The sequence below is a fragment of the Streptomyces prasinopilosus genome, assembly GCF_001419695.1.
Taxonomy (GTDB): Bacteria; Actinomycetota; Actinomycetes; order Streptomycetales; family Streptomycetaceae; genus Streptomyces; species Streptomyces prasinopilosus.
The window spans coordinates 21814-38297 of the sequence record NZ_LIRG01000014.1; the positions used below are offsets into that span (position 1 = coordinate 21814).

The 16484-nt window shown below is 71.4% G+C and carries 20 protein-coding genes; 9 read left to right on the forward strand and 11 right to left on the reverse strand.

The features are described from left to right. Positions 1-6 precede the first annotated feature (6 nt). From AOK18_RS01040 to AOK18_RS01060, 5 genes are read left to right on the forward strand one after another with little or no spacing between them, the layout of a single operon-like run. Positions 7-3342, forward strand: a complete 3336-nt coding sequence (locus AOK18_RS01040) for a hypothetical protein (protein WP_055693011.1) — start codon at positions 7-9, stop codon at positions 3340-3342. Positions 3343-3358: 16 nt separating this feature from the next. Further along, positions 3359-3763, forward strand: a complete 405-nt coding sequence (locus tag AOK18_RS01045; RefSeq protein ID WP_055693012.1) for a hypothetical protein — start codon at positions 3359-3361, stop codon at positions 3761-3763. 43 nt (positions 3764-3806) lie between these two features. Continuing rightward, a complete protein-coding gene (locus AOK18_RS01050; protein WP_157864992.1) occupies positions 3807-4115 on the forward strand; it encodes a hypothetical protein in 309 nt (102 codons plus the stop codon). Continuing rightward, on the forward strand, positions 4090-4317 hold the full coding sequence (locus AOK18_RS01055) for a DUF7620 family protein (protein ID WP_055693014.1): 228 nt from the start codon (positions 4090-4092) through the stop codon (positions 4315-4317). The genes AOK18_RS01050 and AOK18_RS01055 overlap by 26 nt, the downstream gene beginning before the upstream one ends. Then, the gene (locus AOK18_RS01060; RefSeq protein ID WP_055693015.1) at positions 4317-4643 is read left to right on the forward strand and encodes a putative phage holin; all 327 of its coding nucleotides are present in this window, start codon (positions 4317-4319) and stop codon (positions 4641-4643) included. Before AOK18_RS01055 ends, AOK18_RS01060 begins: the two co-directional genes overlap by 1 nt. Positions 4644-4693: 50 nt before the next feature. Here the strand turns inward: AOK18_RS01060 and AOK18_RS01065 are convergent, their stop codons facing one another. The 11 genes from AOK18_RS01065 to AOK18_RS01115 form a co-directional block, all read right to left on the reverse strand. Further along, entirely contained in the window at positions 4694-5359 is a 666-nt protein-coding gene (locus AOK18_RS01065) for a hypothetical protein (protein ID WP_055693016.1), read from the reverse strand. Beyond that, positions 5356-5814: a hypothetical protein gene (locus tag AOK18_RS01070; protein WP_055693017.1), complete on the reverse strand. Its 459-nt coding sequence runs from the start codon at positions 5812-5814 to the stop codon at positions 5356-5358. The genes AOK18_RS01065 and AOK18_RS01070 overlap by 4 nt, the downstream gene beginning before the upstream one ends. 31 nt (positions 5815-5845) lie before the next feature. Next, a complete protein-coding gene (locus tag AOK18_RS01075; RefSeq protein ID WP_055693018.1) occupies positions 5846-6517 on the reverse strand; it encodes a GIY-YIG nuclease family protein in 672 nt (223 codons plus the stop codon). A 209-nt stretch (positions 6518-6726) separates the two neighbouring features. Next, the gene (locus AOK18_RS01080) at positions 6727-8916 is read right to left on the reverse strand and encodes an FtsK/SpoIIIE domain-containing protein (protein ID WP_055693019.1); all 2190 of its coding nucleotides are present in this window, start codon (positions 8914-8916) and stop codon (positions 6727-6729) included. A 96-nt stretch (positions 8917-9012) separates the two neighbouring features. After that, positions 9013-10215: a DUF4200 domain-containing protein gene (locus AOK18_RS01085; protein WP_055693020.1), complete on the reverse strand. Its 1203-nt coding sequence runs from the start codon at positions 10213-10215 to the stop codon at positions 9013-9015. A 23-nt stretch (positions 10216-10238) separates the two neighbouring features. Beyond that, positions 10239-10433, reverse strand: coding sequence for a hypothetical protein (locus AOK18_RS01090; RefSeq protein ID WP_055693021.1), 195 nt, complete (start codon positions 10431-10433; stop codon positions 10239-10241). A 98-nt stretch (positions 10434-10531) separates the two neighbouring features. Further along, positions 10532-10951 carry an NUDIX domain-containing protein gene (locus AOK18_RS01095; protein ID WP_055693022.1) on the reverse strand — a complete coding sequence of 140 codons (420 nt, stop codon included), beginning with the start codon at positions 10949-10951 and terminating at the stop codon, positions 10532-10534. Between the two features lie 91 nt (positions 10952-11042). Next, positions 11043-11507, reverse strand: a complete 465-nt coding sequence (locus tag AOK18_RS01100; protein ID WP_055693023.1) for a hypothetical protein — start codon at positions 11505-11507, stop codon at positions 11043-11045. Further along, entirely contained in the window at positions 11507-11839 is a 333-nt protein-coding gene (locus AOK18_RS01105) for a hypothetical protein (RefSeq protein ID WP_055693024.1), read from the reverse strand. Before AOK18_RS01105 ends, AOK18_RS01100 begins: the two co-directional genes overlap by 1 nt. Next, the gene (locus AOK18_RS01110; RefSeq protein ID WP_055693025.1) at positions 11836-12765 is read right to left on the reverse strand and encodes a WhiB family transcriptional regulator; all 930 of its coding nucleotides are present in this window, start codon (positions 12763-12765) and stop codon (positions 11836-11838) included. The genes AOK18_RS01105 and AOK18_RS01110 overlap by 4 nt, the downstream gene beginning before the upstream one ends. Before the next feature lie 99 nt (positions 12766-12864). Further along, positions 12865-13257, reverse strand: a complete 393-nt coding sequence (locus AOK18_RS01115; RefSeq protein WP_055693026.1) for a hypothetical protein — start codon at positions 13255-13257, stop codon at positions 12865-12867. A 207-nt stretch (positions 13258-13464) separates the two neighbouring features. Between AOK18_RS01115 and AOK18_RS01120 the strand changes: the two genes are divergently transcribed. The 4 genes from AOK18_RS01120 to AOK18_RS01135 all read left to right on the forward strand — a co-directional run. After that, positions 13465-14220 carry a GntR family transcriptional regulator gene (locus tag AOK18_RS01120; protein WP_055693027.1) on the forward strand — a complete coding sequence of 252 codons (756 nt, stop codon included), beginning with the start codon at positions 13465-13467 and terminating at the stop codon, positions 14218-14220. 160 nt (positions 14221-14380) lie between these two features. After that, positions 14381-14557 (forward strand): helix-turn-helix domain-containing protein, encoded by a 177-nt coding sequence (locus AOK18_RS01125; RefSeq protein ID WP_157864993.1) that lies wholly within the window; start codon positions 14381-14383, stop codon positions 14555-14557. Positions 14558-14774: 217 nt separating this feature from the next. Further along, positions 14775-15131, forward strand: coding sequence for a hypothetical protein (locus AOK18_RS01130; protein WP_055693029.1), 357 nt, complete (start codon positions 14775-14777; stop codon positions 15129-15131). Further along, the coding region (locus AOK18_RS01135) for a hypothetical protein (protein ID WP_157864994.1) at positions 15128-16484 on the forward strand (1357 nt) is incomplete at its 3' end. The genes AOK18_RS01130 and AOK18_RS01135, both read left to right, overlap by 4 nt.

Below are 16484 nucleotides of genomic sequence, written 5' to 3' on the forward strand. Positions count from 1 at the left end.
CACCCGATGGCGTTCCCCGACACCCCGCTGGACTCCCTCCTGGAGATCCTCGTGGACGGGCAGTGGCTCCCGGTCCCGACGTACAACCGTGACCGGGTCCAGATCGAGACGGGCCGCCGCGAGGGGGCCACCGTCACCGACCCCGGCAGCCTGTCCGTCACCATCAACAACCGCAACGGCCGCTTCTCCCCGAGGAACGCGGAGTCGGACCTGTACGGGCGGATCGGCCGCAACACCCGCTGCCGGCTGTCCGTGGCCGACACCCAGTCCTTCCTCGAGCTGGACGGTGTCACGGTGGGCACCGCATCCACCCCCGACCACGCCGCCCTCGACATCACCGGCGATCTGGATTTGAGGTGGGAGGGCGAGGCCGACTGGTACGCGCCCGGCGCCCAGATGCTGATCGGCAAGTGGGGCGATCCCGGGGACCGCAGCTACCACATGCGGCTGGACGGCGGCTCGCTGTGGGTGGGCGCCACCATCAACGGGACCACCGGCCACGTCGCGGGCCGGGTCCTGCCCCCGCTGCCCCGCCGGGCCGCCGTCCGCGTCACCATCGACGTCAACGACGGGTCGGGCAACAGTGTCTTCCGCATGTACTGGGCGCCCGGCATCGACGGACCGTGGACGCAGATCAGCGACCCCGTCATCCTGCCCTCGCTGACCATCTTCCCGGTCGCCGCCCCGCTGACCATCTCGCCCCGGCAGGTCGACGAGTTCGGCACCCGGCTGCCGGTGACGGGCCGCTGCTACCGGGCCCAGGTCCGAGCCGGCATCAACGGCACGATCGTCGCCGACCCCGACTTCACCACCCTGCCCGCCGGCACCCTGGCGTTCACCGACGCGCCAGGCCGCCCCTGGACCGTCACCGCTGCCGGGGCCGTCCGCGACCGCGCGGACCTGTTCGTCGGGGAGATCTCCGAGTGGCCCCAGGAATGGACCCCGGACGGCGCGGATGCCTGGGTCCCCGTCCAGGCCGCGGGCATCCTGCGCCGCCTGGGCCAGGGCCGCAAAGCCCTGCAGTCGACGCTGCGCCGCCGCATCCCCTCCTACCGGCCGCTGGCGTACTGGCCGATGGAGGAGGGCGCCAACGCGCGGTACGCGTACTCGCCGATCGAGCGGGTGCCGCGCCTGCAGCTCACCAACGCGAACTGGGCGGCGGCCGACAGCCTGCCCAGCTCCGAACCCCTGCCCACCCTGAAGGGCACCGCGGGCAACCTGTCCCACCTGACCGGCCTCGTCTTCAACCGCTCGTTCGTGAGTCTGCCGGCGTGGAGTGTGCAGTTCGTGTACCGGCTGGACGAGCCGAACGAGTCCCTGAACACGTTCCTGCGGATCCTGTCCATGGGCAGCGTGCGGCAGTGGTACATCCAGTTCCGCGCTGATCTCACCCGCATCATCGGCCGCGACCAGGACGGCGAGGACCTCTTCTCCAGGGACATCGCCACCGGCAGCTACCTGTACGGGCAGTGGGTGCGGGTGCGCTTCCAGGTCACCCAGGAGGGCGGCAACGTCCGCTGGCGCATCGTGTGGACCGACCTCCTGGGTGACAGCTTCAACTACAGCGAGACCTTCGCCGGGAACGCGGGCCGGCCCACGGGCGTCACCTCGCCCCCCGGCGGTTACGCGCAGGCCCTCAACGGCATGGCGATCGGCCACATCGGAGTCTTCGACGTCGAGAGCAGCCCGGCCTACTTCGGCGCCATCGACGCCTGGACGGGCGAGAGCGCCTGGGAGCGGATGTACCGGCTGGCCGGTGAGGAAGGCCTGCGGGTGGCCCGGCTGCCGGGCCCGGAGACCCCCCAGCGGGTGGGGCCGCAGACCGTGGACACCCTCCTGAACCTGCTGCAGGCCGCCGCCGACGCCGACGGCGGGATGCTCCTGGAGGACCGCCGCCGCCCCGGGCTGCTGTTTAGGGAGCGTTCCAGCCTGTACAACCAGACGCCGAAGCTGTTGCTGTCCTACGCCGGGGCGCCGGGCCTGGCCGCGCCGCTGCGGCCGGTCGACGACGACGCCGCGATCCGCAACGACCGCACCGTCAAACGCGACGGCGGGAGCGAGGGGCGCGCGGTCCTCGAGACCGGCCCCCTGTCCGTGGCCGAACCCCCGGCCGGGCTCGGCCGCTACGACGACTCGGTGACGCTGTCGCTGCACGACGACGCGCAGGCGGAGCCGATCGCCCACTGGCGGCTGCACCTGGGCACCCACGACGGGCCCCGCTACCCGCAGATCCGCATCATGCTCCACAAGGCGCCCGCCCTGATCCCGGCCGCCCTCACCCTGACCGAGGGCGACCTGGTCCGCGTCACCGGCCTGCCCAAGTGGGCCGGGCACGGCGACGTCGACCTGATCGTGGAGGGCATCCGGCACGAGGCGACGCTGACCACGTGGGACCTCATCCTCACCTGCTCACCCGGCCGGCCGTGGCGCGTGGGCACGGTCGGCGCGGCGTCGGCGCGGGCGGACACCGACGGCAGTCAGCTGGTCACCCCGGTGGGCGCGGACGCCACCATCCTGACCGTGCAGGCCACCGCCGGCCCCGCCTGGATCACCTCGGCCGAGTTCCCGTCCGAGTTCCCGTTCGACGTCCGCGCGGGAGGCGAGGTGATGACCGTGACCGCCGTCGCAGACGCCGTGACGGACACCTTCGGGCGGACCGCGGCGGGCGGCTGGGGCACGGCGAACACGGGGCAGCCGTGGACGCTCACGGGCGGCACCGCCACGGACTACGCGGTCGGCTCCGGCGTCGGCACCCACACCATGACCACCGTCAACATCTCCCGCCGGACCCTCATGCCCCAGCCGGGCCGGGACTTCGATCTTCAGGTCGACATGGCCACCAGCGCCCTGTCCACGGGCGGCCACCAGTCCGGCGGGCCGATGGCCCGCGCGACGGACGGCAACAACCTGTACCAGGCGAGGCTGGAAGCCACCCCGGCCCAGGGACTCGTGCTGACCCTGCGCAAGCGCGTGGGCGGCACGGAGACCGTGCTGGCGACCGCCACCCTGGCCCTCACCCACACGGCCGGCACGTTCTACCGGATCCGCTTCCAGGGCCAGGGCTCCACCCTGCAGGCCCGCGCCTGGCGGGCGGCCGACCCCGACCCGGGCGGCTGGCAGGTCGCTGCCGTCGACGGGGATCTGACGGCGGCCGGCGAGATGGGGGTCCGCTCGCTCATCGCCACGAGCAACACCAACACCAGCCCCGTCATCCGCTACGACAACTTCCGGCTGCTCAACCCGCAGTGGTTCACCGTGACCCGCTCGGTCAACGGCGTGAGGAAACCGCATCCGGCCGGGACGGCCGTGGGGCTCGCCTCCCCGGCCGTCGTCGCCCTGTAGGAAAGGAAGCCCGGCTGTGACCCAGTGGCAACCCGGCATGATCATCACCGCCGCGCGGCTGAACGACTTCACCCCCGTCCCGCTCACGACCAACCCGACCGCCGCAACCGGCTTCACGGTGTCGTCCTACAGCGCCCGCAAGGCGGGCGGGATGACGGAGTGGGCGGTGATGCTGACCTACTCCGGGTCCACGATCACGGCTACGTCGACAGGCAACCTTGCTCCGGACACCCTGTGCATGACGCTGCCGCCCGACTGCCGCCCCACAGCCGAGACCTACACGATGTTCGAGGTAGGGGGCACGACGGCGGGTTCGGTTCGGCTGATGCCGGACGGCCAGTGCCTGTTGACCACCCTCTACCCGACATCCAGCATCGGCGCGAACACCGTCAAATTCGGTACCAGCTTCGCCACCGGGTAGCCCCTCCCGCTCGGGCCGGACCCAACCAGCACCGGGAGGTGACGTGGGCGAGATATTCGGAATCAACCCTGTGCAGGGGGGAGCCGCCGCGCTGCTGTGCGTAGCGGTGCTGTTCGTTCTGACCGGCCGTCTGGTCCCACGCAACTACATCGAGGACGCCCGCGCGGACCGGGACTACTGGCGGGCCGCCCACAGCGCGGAAGTCTCCGCCCGGCAGGCGGAGCGGGACCTGACCAACGAGCTGCTGGAGGTCGCCCGGACCGCCGACCACGTGCTGGCATCCCTGCCCCGGGCGGCGGACGGACGGGAGGAGGTGGCCCCCAGGAATGCGGTGGATCACCCTTCCCCGTAAGCGCCGCAAGGAGCACGCCCGGGAGGCACGAGAAGCGGCCCGGCAGGCCCTGTCGGAGGCCCAAGAGGCACAGCGCGAGATCGAAGAGGAACGCCGGCCCATGGTGCTGGCCATCGTCCACCGGCTGCGGGTGGCACGCGAGGAGAACCATTTCCAGGAGCGGATCGAGGCCGCTTACGCAGCACGCAGAGGAGCGGTGTGATGGACGGACTGAGCATCGACCAGTGGGTGAACGCGACCGCGTCGATGCTGGCCTTTGCGGCCTGTGCCGGATTCGCGGCGGTCTACCACTGGCGGGCCACCTGGTGGCGCACCGAGGTGGGCCGCAACCTGATGGGCTTCGCCGTCACCGTGGGCCTGCTGTGCCTGTACACGGTGCTGGTGACGCTCTGGCCGGACGGCTGTTTCGTCGTCATCGCCCGGTGGATGCGCACGGTGCTGCTGCTGGCCGTGGCCGCGCTGATGGTGCAGCGCACCCGGCTGTTCATCCGGGCCCAGCAGGACCACCGGCACCGAACCGGAGTGTGAGAACAGCGAAGCCCCCGCCGACCGGCGGGGGCCTTTCGTCGTCTCTGGGCTCAGGCGTCGGCCCGGCGGCAGACCGCGCACCGCACCCGGGTCTCCTGCGCCTTGCCGGTGCCGGAGTGCACGCGGGTCTGGATGGTGATCCATCCGGACCGGCAGCCCTTCACCGTGCAGCGGGACCGCGTCCGCTTGGCCGGTGCGGCGCCGGCCCCGCCGGTCTGCGCCGACCAGGCCGCGGTCAGGGCCTTCGACTTCACCGTGCCCGCGGCCTCGCCGACCGCTGCGCCCGCCCGCTTCTTCGCCGCCCGGAACGGCGCCTTCGCCGCCCGCTTCTTCCCCCGCCACCAGCGCTTGACGTGCGGGGACGCCCCCTCGTGCACAGCCTTGACGGCGACGACCGCCTGGTAGACGTCCAGGGTGGGCACCAGCTCGCCGGACAGCACCGTGCCGCGCCACTGGGCGGTGAACGTGTCCCGGGTGTCCACCTGCCGGCGCTGCTGCGCCCACCCGGTGAGGACGGCGTCGACCAGGCCCGTGGTGACGGCGGGGTGCTCGCCGCCGTGCCCGCAGGACAGGCAGCACACCCAGGCCGGGGACGTCTCGAACGGGGCGCGCTTGTGGACCTCGAGGGAGAAGGTGTTGCCGCATCCGGCGCAGGCGAGCGGGGCGCCGTCGACTTCGGCGACGCCCAGCAGCTTCAGATCTGCGGTGGTGTTCACCGCACGCCCCGGACCTGGTTGCGGTTGCGGGCGAACAGACCGCGCGCGGTGCTGCTGATCTCCGTCTTGTTGGTGACGGACACGGACCCCTTGTAGACGTTCGTGGTGCTGGCGCGGCCTGCCCTGGCGATGGCCGCGCCGATGGCGAGGGCGAGGACAGCGAGGCCGACGAACGGGGACAGGGCGGCGAGGACTCCGGTCAGCGTGATCGCGGCAAGACCCTTGGCGGCCAGCCAGACCGCGCAGCCGATGCCGACGGCGCCGGCACCGATGCCGATGGAGGCGACGGCGATTCCGGTGGCCCAGGTGGGCACCCGGCGCGTCTCGGGCTGGGCGACGGGCGGGGCATCACCGACGGCGGGGACGGGGGTGTCGTCGCGGTACGCGGTGGGTGCCTTCATCGCGTCGTTGACGGCGTCGATGAGCTGGCGGGCCTGGTCGTCGGCGGTGTTCATCGAAGTGCCTTTCAGGGTCGGTTGGATTGGGTTACTGAGCGCGCTTCGGCTTGCTCTTGCGGCGATCAGCTGCGGCTGCGATCAGGTCTTGGGCCAGGTAGCCCCACGCCCTGCCGCCACCGGCCGTCTGCCGGCGCACCTGGCGCAGCGCGATTCCGTCCGCCTTCAGCGCGGCGGCGAGCAGCAGCCCGGCCCTCAGCAGGTACGGCTGCTCCGGCTCGTCGTCCCCCTGCGCATAGGCGGGGTCGACGGCTGCCAAGTGGGCGTACAGCTCCAACTTGCTGACGAAGCCTCGGTGGTGGTCTGCCTTCTGAGCGGCCCGGGCGAGGTGGTCCACGAACCGGAACCTGGCGGCGTCGGGGCTCTCGTCGGGGATGTCGATCGCTCGGGGGCGGTCTTTGGGTGCGACGCGTTTCGGGTGGACGGGGTAGCCCATCAGCGTTGCCGCGGACACGACGAGGGTCACGGGATTCTCGTCGCCGAAGTCGAACCACTCGCCGTGAGTCCGGTACGCCCTGAAGTAGTCGTGCAGCTTCCGCTCAAGTACGGGACCGCCGGGGATCGCGAGGATCACCAGGAGTTGCACGGGCGATCCGGTCTGGAGTGCGGTGGCTCGCATCGCCGGGGTGTCAGAGAGTCCGATCTTGACTTGGCGGATCACCGGTGACCCGATGAGGTAGACGTACCGACCCTTGTCTTCCACGACTCTCCCTTTGGGATGGTTTGTGTCCTGTCGGCGACCTGCACGCACCTGTATCGGTGCAGGTCAGAGGCGGTGAGGGTGACGCGGTGACCCTGTACAGCCCTGCTTGCGGAGGGGGTTGAACGGTCAGGGCTGTACAGGGTCGCCCCCCCGACCCTGTACAGCCCTGACCTGCGCTTTTGCAGGGCCGTACAGGGTCACGGCAGGGATCAAGTGCGGGCATTCCGGGCAGCTTCGGCGGCCTCCTGAAGCGCCGCCAGAGTCCAGCCGGAGGGGCGGGTGTTGTCCGGGCCGGCCACGCGGGCGGTCTCCAGCTCCGCCCCTGTCCCGGCCGCCTGCGCTTTGACCGCCTTGCCCACCCGGGCGATCCAGGCACTGTCCGTCTCACCGTCCCGACGGGCGTACCGGTCGGCGTCGATACCGGCCAGCAGCGGCGCCGCCTCGGCCACCGTCAGACAGCCGCGCCCGGTTCCGGCCGCCGCGGTGGCGAGGTGGTCCAGGACCGTGCCGCGGACGATGCCGCCGTTGCCCTTCGCCCCGCCGGCCACCGAGGACGCCCCGGTGAGCCGCAGCAGCGCGTCTTCCACCGGGTCGGCGCAGTGCCCGGGGAGGGTGCCGGCGGTCCGGCGCAGTTCCTGCCCGATGGCGATGGGCGTGCGGATCTCGCCGGTGGATTCGTCGATGAACAGGGAGCGGACGGCGATCATGCCGGTGTCGGGGGTGGTCAGCCATCCGCGGCCGCGGGTCGTCTTCGCGTTGGCGATCTTGCTGGAGTCGAAGCCGTCGCCCGCCTTGCCCTTGCCGAGGATGGTGTTGGAGGCGTCGGCGCTCTCCGTGCGCATCGCCATCCGCCCGGCACAGTTGCCGCGCAGCCGCGAGGGCACGATGGCCACCTCGGGGTACTGCGTGGCGAGGACCACGACGATGCCGACCGCCGCGCCCACCGCGGCGAGCTGCGCCAGATACTCGACGATCTCCTCCGCGTACTCCTTGGACGGGCCGTCCGGGGCGGTGTACGTCGCCAGTTCGTCGACCACGACCAGCTCGATCCCGCCGACCTTCTCGATCAGGTCCTCGGACAGCTTGGACAGACCCAGGTCCACCAGGATCTCGGTGCGCCGGTTCATCTCCTCGACCTCGACCCGCAGGAAGTCCAGCAGCCGGGCGGGGTTGCGGCGGACGAACGTGTGCAGGACGGGGGCGTGCGGCACGTACTCGCCGGTGCCTTTTCCGTCGAACAGCCGGATCCGCACCCGCGGGTCCAGCAGCGCGCCGGCCAGGATGTTGGCGACGCCCATGCCCTTGCCGGAGCGGGTGGCCCCGCCGAACAGCAGGGAGTAGTCCGAGATGGTGACGGCGACGATCTGGCCGCGCTTGTCGAAGGCGAGCGGGATGCCGTCCTTCCAGGTGTTGAGCGGCTCGCGGCGGTCCAGCAGCGGGGACCGCACCGTGCGGTCGAACGGGTCGCGCATGGACGCCCACAGAGTCATGCGGGCCTCCCCGCCGACCTGCCGGATGTCGAGCTGGGCGCGGTCGATACCGAGCGCGGCGGCGAGCTCCACCTCACGGGAGCGGGCCTTGTCGACGGTGGCGTCCGGCAGTTCCAGCATCACCGTCCAGGCGTCCACGCCGTCGCTGACCACGGGGGTGAGCAGCCGCAGTTCCTTGCCCTCCCCGATGACCTTCGCCTCGGTGAAGGCGCGGTTCAGCATCGTCTCGGTGAGCGGGTCGCCGTCGGCGAGGCTGCGCCGGTCGGGGTCCCAGGCCGTGTCGGTGAGGGGCTTGCGGCCGATCCACGCGGCGACGGACAGGGTGGTGAAGACGCCGGCGGCCAGCCCGAGGCCGCCGAACTCCACCAGGGCGGCGGTGTCGACCAGCAGCGGCGTGCCGTAGGCGCCCGCTCCGCGCAGGAGACGGCCGTTGCGCACCTTGCGGCGGGCCTGTTCGTGGAGCTGGACGGCGGCCATGGCGGCGGTCTGCGCGCGGTCGGCGGCCTGGCGGGCCTTGTCCCGCTGGCCGGGCATCATCGTGTACCGGGCGCGGCGGGCGGCCTCGCGGGCCTCGCGGGTGGCGGTGTGCGCCTGGTGGGCGGCGGCCTGGACGTTGACGCCGTGGAAGCCGACGACCCATTCGTGGACGCGGCGGGTTCCGCGGCTGATCTGGGCGGCGTGGCCCTGCGGGGTGCGCTGCCGGGAGACCCAGCGGCGGCCGGCCCGCTTGGTGCGGCGGGCGGCGCGGCGGGCGGCGGACTTCCGGCCCTCGCCGGTACGGGTCCAGGCGGGGATCAGGGGCAGGTCGCCGGCGAGGTCCTCGGGGAGGTCCGGCACGAGGTGCAGCGGCGGCTTGGTGAGGTCGACGACCGGGGCGGTGGTGTCGGTGGCGCGGATGACGTCGGACATGAGCGTGCTCGCTTCCTTCAGAGTGGCTGTACGGTGTGGCTGCGGTCCGCGGTGGCCTGCCTGGTTGAGTCGGGCAGGACACCGCGGGCCGTCCTGCTAGTCGTTGCTGCGCTCGCTCTGCACCGCGTCCCGGACGCGCTTCGCGTAGACCTTGCTGCGGCCGAGGAGCTTGGCGATGGCGGGGGTGGAGAACTGTTCTGCGGGGACCGCATCGGCGAGCTTCCGCGCGGCGTCCAGATCGGTCTCGGAGAGGGGCTCCACGGCGTCCCTGCGGGGCCTGCGGGAAAGTGCGCGCTTCCCAATCCCCCCAAGGGTTGTAGCGCCCTCAGAAGGGCCCCCAGAGGGCTTCTTCGGGATGACCCCGGCGGACCCTCCGTCGCCCTCGTCGAGGACCTCCGACAGCCAGCCGTCGACCCCGTCGTGGAACTGCCGACGCAGGGCCACCGCGGACAGCGATTCGGCGACGGCTTCGGCCGCCTGGAACTTGCGGGTCACGGCGGCGGTGCGGGAGACGTCCATCGCGTGCTCGTCCATCCACGCGGTGCGCCAGGCGTCCTCTTCGGTGACCGTGCCGTAGGGGTGCGCGCGCAGGATGTCGTCGGCGCGCTCGGCAACCTCGGGGAACCTCTTCCGCCGGGCCCGGGAGTGCTTCGCCCGGCGGCGGTCCTCGGCACGCTGGGCCCGGGTGCGGGTCGCGGTGTGCGTGGTGGCGACGCGCCACCACAGGAACACGCCGACCAGTGAGGCGACCGCGAACACGATCGCCTTGAGAACCGCGTCCGATCCGCCTTCGATGACGTGCCCGTAGCCGTTCAGAGCGGCGGCGACGAACGCCGACACCCACGTCCACGTCATGAGGCTCGCGTGCGGCTTCTTGGCGGTCATCGCGGCCGACGTGAGCGTGGCCAAGGTGAGCGTCAGGCCCTCGAGCATGAGGGGGACGCCGATGCTGTACGCGCCGAACCCTGCGGCGTGAGCGGCTTCGTACTGGCCGCCCCACGCCATGGCCATGGACGCGGCGACCACGGGGATACCGGCGATCGGCATGTGTGCGGTGACCGCGGCCAGGGCCCGCTTACGCGCCGCGGCCTGCTGCTGCTTGCGCAGCGCCTTGGCCTTGGCCTTCTCCGCGTCGCGCTGCCGCTTCAGCTTGGCCTCGGCCTCAGCGTTCTTGCGGGTCTCCTCCGCGCGGAGCCGTTCGGCCTCGAGGCGGGCCTCGATCTCCAGGCGCTTGTCCTCGCGGTCCTGCTCACGGTCGGCGGCCTTGTCCAGGCGCCGCTGCTCGGTCCAGGTGCTCATCGGGATCGGTTCCTTCCGGGGGTTCAGGCGGTGGTCGTGGCGGGCTTGTGCTTGAGCCAGGCGATGACGCCGACGGCGACCCAGACCGGGCCGGGGACCGTGGCGAGGACGGCGGCCGCGCCGGCGACGGCGAGGGTGACGGGGGCGAGCGCGGCCGGGAACAGGCCGACGGCGATCAGGAAGGCGATCAGCAGGAGCCAGTGGGCGGTGCGGTTCACGGCGACCTCTTTCGGTGGTCGGGACGGTGGGGTCAGGGGTGGCGCCCCGGGCCGGAGTCGATCCGGCGCCCTCACGGCAGGGATGCCGGGGCTGAGGGTCAGGTGGTGACGAGCTGAGCGAGGATGTCGGCGTGGTCGAACGCGAGCGGCGGCAGGTCGCTCAGGGGCCACCACTGGGCATTGGTCGCGTCATCGCCGGCCTCGACGGTCGTTCCGGGGATGACGGTCAGGTGGTAGGCGACGGTGACGTACCTGCCGCGCGGGTCCCGGTCGGGCCGGTCGAACGTGCCGATCTGGGTCAGCTCGTCCGGTGCCGCGTACACACCGGCCTCTTCCGCGAGCTCGCGGGCGGCAGCGGCGCGGCTCGTCTCACCGGGGTCGACGTGACCGCCGGGCAGGGCCCACTGGCCCTTGAACGGGTCCCAGCCGCGCTCGATCAGCAGGACGTATCCGTCGGTCGTGGTGACGACAACGTCGGCGGTGTAGCGGATGGTCTCGAAGGTCTCGGTCTCGGTCATGGGCTGGTCCTCTCGGGTTGGTGGTGCGGTCCGGTCTGTCCGGCTCCCTGCGACCGGGCCCGACACGGGGTTCGGGCCCGGGAGGCAGCCGTCAGGCGGTTCGGTCGGCGGTCAGGTGGCAGCCGGCGGCCGTGACGAGTTCGTCGGTCTTGGCGATGGCGCGCTCCCGTCGGCCCGCGAGTCCGGTCTCGCCCGACTCCCAGGCCCCGCGCAGGGCGTAGGTGGCCTGGGCGGCGGCCTGCGCGGCCGGTGCTACCTCGGGCATAAGGAGCTGCACACGCAGCAGCGGGACGGTGACGGCTGACCGGGTGCGGTGGCTTTCGGCCCTGGCTTCCGTCCAGTCCTGGCGGCGCAGGCGCAGGTCCTCGCGGACCCACATTGCGCGGCGGTGGTCGGCCAGCGCGGCGGCCAGGTCCGCCACGGCGGCCAAGCCCTCACTGCGGCGAGTGGCCGCGGTGTCGGCCCGGCGAACGGCCTGCTGGCTGTAGTGCTGAAGCGCTCCGGTCAGGAGCGATCCGGCCAGGGTGCCCAGAACGGCGATGATGGCGGTGGTCATCAGGTCCTCGATTCGGTGGTGGTGGTCGGGAAGGAGTCGGTGGGGACCATCCGCAGCACCGGGGCCGCGGGGGGCTGGGACTGGGCGGTCTGGTGGCGGAGCTGCTCACGGACGAGGTCCGTGGAGCGGGCGCGGGCGGCGTCGACCAGTTCGGTGAAGGCGAGGAGCCGCAGGGACAGGGAGTCCAGGGCCTCGCCGGTCTCGGGGTCGGTGAACGTGATTCGCACCGCGGGGAAGTCGTCGTCGTGGCGGGTCACACCGTGCAGGGAGGCCAGCGCCTGGCGCAGGTTCCGCATCTGGCGGCGGATCAGCACGTCCCGGAAGGTGGTCATCGGGCCTCCCCCTTCAGCGCGCGCCGCTCCTTGGAGGTGAGGGCTCCGGCCACGCCGTGCTGCTGCTTGCCGTTCGGCTTCAGCGCGAAGTCCCGGCACGGCTCCAGGAACGGGCACTCGCCGCACAGTTCCTTGGCGACGGCGATCCGGCGGCGGGCCAGGCCCTGATCCATCGCGCCGGCCGTGTCGTCCGCGTTGTAGAACAGGTCGGCCAGGCCGGTGCAGGCGGGCCGGGCGCCGTCCCCGCACAGCTGGCCCTCGCGGGCGGCGAGCTGCACGGCGTGCACGGTGGCGGCGTCGCTCAGGGAGTAGAGGTGTGCCTTCTGGCCGTCGACCTTGTGCGCGGGCAGGTTGTGCAGCCGCGCCCAGCGGGCGAGCGTCGCCAGCGGCACCTTGTGCCCGGACTGGGCGAAGAACTCGGTGAGGAAGGCGAGGGAGCGAAGGTCCGCGGGGTAGCCCTCGGAGCGGCGCACGCCGGACGGGGTACCGGCCGTGGTGTAGCCGAGGTCGCGGTAGGTCCAGCGGCGGCGCAGCCCCGGGCGGGGCGCGCAGTGACGGTTCACGCACTGGGCCTTGCCCTTGAGCGGGACCAGGGTGAAGCAGCCGCAGGCCGGGCAGGCGCGGGTGCGGACCGTTTCGGTGGAGCCGGTCAGGTCCTCGGTCTCCATGACGAAGGCGTCCCGGATGGCGGCCGCCTCCCGGCGGGCGAGGGGCGTGCCCTCGCGGGCCAGACGCTCGGCGCGGGCGATGACGTCCAGTCCCTCGGTGCGCTTGTCGAGAACCTTGGTGTTCACGGTCGCCGGTGCCTCCGTTCGTGTCGCGGTGCGGGTCGCGGTCAGCGGGTCCACCCGCCGGCCGGTCGACCCGGCGGTGGTCCAGTAGGTCTGGGAGAGAGCAGTGATCCACTGCTCGGGCGTTGCGGGCATGGCTGTCCCCCGGGCGGTGCGCGTGCGGTGGTGGTGCGCGAGTGCGCTGGGGCCCGGCAGCGTGGGGGGTGCGTGGGTGGCTGCCGGGCCGACCCGGGGTCAGGCGAAGAGGGGCTCGACCTGCGTCACGCGGATGTACGCGGTGCGCGAGTCGTCCTCGAAGGCGCGGACGGCGTGGCCGTGGAGGGTGACCTCGTCACCGGCGACCAGGTAGCCGAAGATCTCGTCGTAGGTGGCGGTGCCGACGGCCGCGTAGGTGGCGGCGCCGTCACCGGCGATCAGGGTGAACACGGCGCGGGGCTCGTCGGGCGTGCCGTACATGCGGACGTTCTCGACCGTGCCGGCGGCGATGACGCTGGTGCCGTCGGGGACGCGGTTCAGGCGGGCGGCGTGGCGGTTGCTGCGGTCGCCGGCGAAGACGACGATGCTCGCGTCCGGCGTGCCGTAGGGCTGGGGGACGTTGGGCTTCGGGGTGCCGCTAGGGTTCTGCATGCGGATCGCTCTCCTCTTGCTGGTAGCGGTTCGCCGGGCTTCTCCGGAGGCCCCCGAGAGGCCAGGTGTGCAACCACCTGGCCTTTCGGCGTATCTGGACCGCCGTCGTTGCCCGACAACAAGAACCATAAAGAAGGATAGCCAACTTGTCAAAGGGCTATCCTTCTGCGTTATGGTTGAGGTCGCAGAGGAGAGGAGGGGAACCCGATGGCCACCTACCGAGACGTGGCAGACGAGCTCCGCCGCCGCATCGAACTCGAACAGGACGAGTACCGACCCGGCGATGAGCTGCCGACCATCGAGAGGCTGCAAGACCAGTTCAGTCTGTCGAAGCAGACGATCAGGGCAGCAATCCGCGTACTGGCAGACGAGGGCTTGGTAAGCACCGGTCGCGGCCGCCCTGCCCGGGTACGAGACAACCAGCGAATCCGCATTCCGTTCAGCAGGTACGGCGGCGTCATGGCTCCCGGTGGCACGGCTGGTCCGTGGGAGTCGGCCTGCGCCGACCAGGGCCTGGACGGGCGGATGAAGACAGTCACCGTGGACACACGCCCGATCGGGCAGGCGGACGCTGCTCTCTTGGGCGTGCCGCCGGGATCGGATGTCGTCTACCGGCAGCGCCATGCCTGCGTTGGTGACGACGTTCTGCAAGTTCAGCAGGCCTGGTACCCGCGCCCGGTCGCCCTTCAGGCTGGGTTGACCACCGCACGGAAGATCGAGGGTGGAATCTACGGTGCCCTCGCCGCGTCAGGCATGGCTCCGTCCGAGCTGGACGAGACGATCCGCGGGCGCATGCCGACGACGGAAGAGGCAGAGCTGCTCCACACCGGCACGGGCGTTCCCCTGCTGACCGTCGAACGGGTCACGCGTGGTGCGGACGGAAAGCCGCTTGAGCTGCTGCGCGTCACGGCGCCGGCCGACCGCATCGAGTTCGTCTACAACAACCTTCCGCTATCCCAGTAACCGCAGGCCAGGCCCTAGAAAGGGAAGCGGAGGGAACGTCTCGTGAAATCTGTGGGAGCGTGTGAAACACGTTCGCCCCGCACCGCGCGGGGCGGACCACTTGACCTACTCGGAGGCACCGATGGAGCGGACAGCAACGCCCATCTCTACGCCGGACTGGATGAAGACGTCCGAGGTGGCGGCCCGCATGGGCTGCACGCAGCGGGCAGTCAGGAACCGCCTTCACCGCGGGTCCATCCCGGTCCGGTGGACGTTCGTCGAACGGACGATCCATGTGAACCGTGCGCAGTTCCTCGCCTGGCTTGAGGGCGGGGACGGTCGGGCCGAGAAGGCCTAGAACGCGCTGAAGCCCGGCGCGGGGTACGCCGGGCTCCGATGCGTTTGCGCTGGCCGGACGGGAAGTTCCGCCAGCGCGTGTCATTCACCTATGAATGAAGTCTGGGTTCCGGGAAGGTCCCCACAGGCGAGACTACCTGCCACCGGGAAGGGCGGGTAGTCGGGTCGGGGATAAACCGGGTCTCAGTACTTCGCTTACTTCTAAGGAAGTAGTCGGCATGGCCCAGAAGGCCGCAGATACCCGGAACGCCCTGGCGTTCGGCATGGTCGCACCGTCGGTGATGTGCGACCCGAATCACACCCCGCTCGCCCGCGTGCTGTACGCCATCCTGGCGTCGTACGCCCGCGGCCCGGAGCGCATCGCCGCCCGCCTGGTGCCGAACCGGCACCGGCTCGCCGCGATGCTCGGCACCGACAGCGACGGCCTGGACGCCGCCCTCGCGGAACTCGAGACGGCCGGCATCGTCACCGCGACCTGGCGCTCGGACCGCCGCGGCCGCGTCTCCGTCATGTACCAGCTGCACGACGCCGCGCTCCTCTTCGGCGGGCAGCCCTGCCACGGGGGGCACCAGTGACCACGCAGCCCGTCCCTAACCACTCGGACGACTCCGTCCTGATCGAGCTGTACGGGCCCGAGAACGACGGCTGGTACACCTCTCGCATCTCCGACTGGATCGGCGTCTGCGATGACCTCCGAGACCCGGACGCGCGCGGGTACCTGGTGCTGCGCGCTCTGGTCTACGAGAAGTTCAAGAAGCCCGTCAGGAACCTGACGCTCGCCATCCTGTGTGAGCTGATCCCCGGGCCGAACGGCAAGCCCAGCAGTCAAGGCCGTGTCCGCGGCATCCTCAAGGCGCTGTCCGACGTCGGGCTGATCTCCACGCCCGAGGGCGGCCCGATCAAGACGTCATCCCGTCCCGGCGCCGCAGGTAAGCCGCTTCGCATCCGCATCAACGACATGCCCAAGGAGGGCTATGCCGGGTGGCGGAACGTTGAGGCCAAGCTCAAGTGGTTGCAGGCCGGAAAGCCCGATCTGGGGGCGGGTCAGAATTCTGACCCGGCTGACCAGGAGGATGAGGGCCCGGAGGGGGCGGGTCAGAATTCTGACCCGTTGGGTCAGAATTCTGACCCGCATCCCCGGGGCGACGTGCAGGAACCCGAACACCCACTGGTTCCTTCTCTTGGTGCGGACGATGGCCCTGACGGGCGTAGCCCGGGTGAACGCCGTAGGCCATCTACCGGTAGTAGTGAGCGCGCGAGCGAAAGCGGCTGCGCCGCGTCCGGCAAAGACAGCCCCTCGCCCTCATCCCAGGAAGCCCCCCGCGCCACCGCATCCAAGAGCCGGGTCCTCACCGACGAACAGCGGCAGGCGAGGGACGCGATCCTTCCGCTGCTGCCGCCGCACCTCCTCGAGGCCCTCGGCAACGTGGTCCCGCAGAACGTCTGCCAGGCCATGGTCGACGCCCTTGCTGCTGGCCTGCCCCGGGAGCGCACGCCGCAGCAGCTGGTGGACTACCGGGTGCTGCCGCGCTGGAACGGCTACTGGGCGTCGAAGTTCTACGCCGGGGAGTTGACCCCGGAGGTGAACGGCAAGAAGCGTCCGCCGTTCGGGCCGCTGCTTCAGATGCTCGAGGACACCGACGAGTGCAGGAACCTGACGTGCGAGGACCGGCACGACTTCGTCCTGGGCGACGACTGCCGGAACTGCGCGATGCGCAAGGACGACCGGAAGGCCGACCAGAAGCGGGAGCGCCGCGAGGCCCAGGAGGAAGCCGACCGGCAGGCCCGTCGGGGCGAGGAACAAGCAGCAGCAGAGGCAGGCACGGCTGCGGCCGGGACCGGTGACGCCCCTGCGGGCCCGATGCCGACCCCCCGCAACGAGACGATCGTCGTCCACAGCCCCAAGGCCGACGAGTGGTGGGACTGCG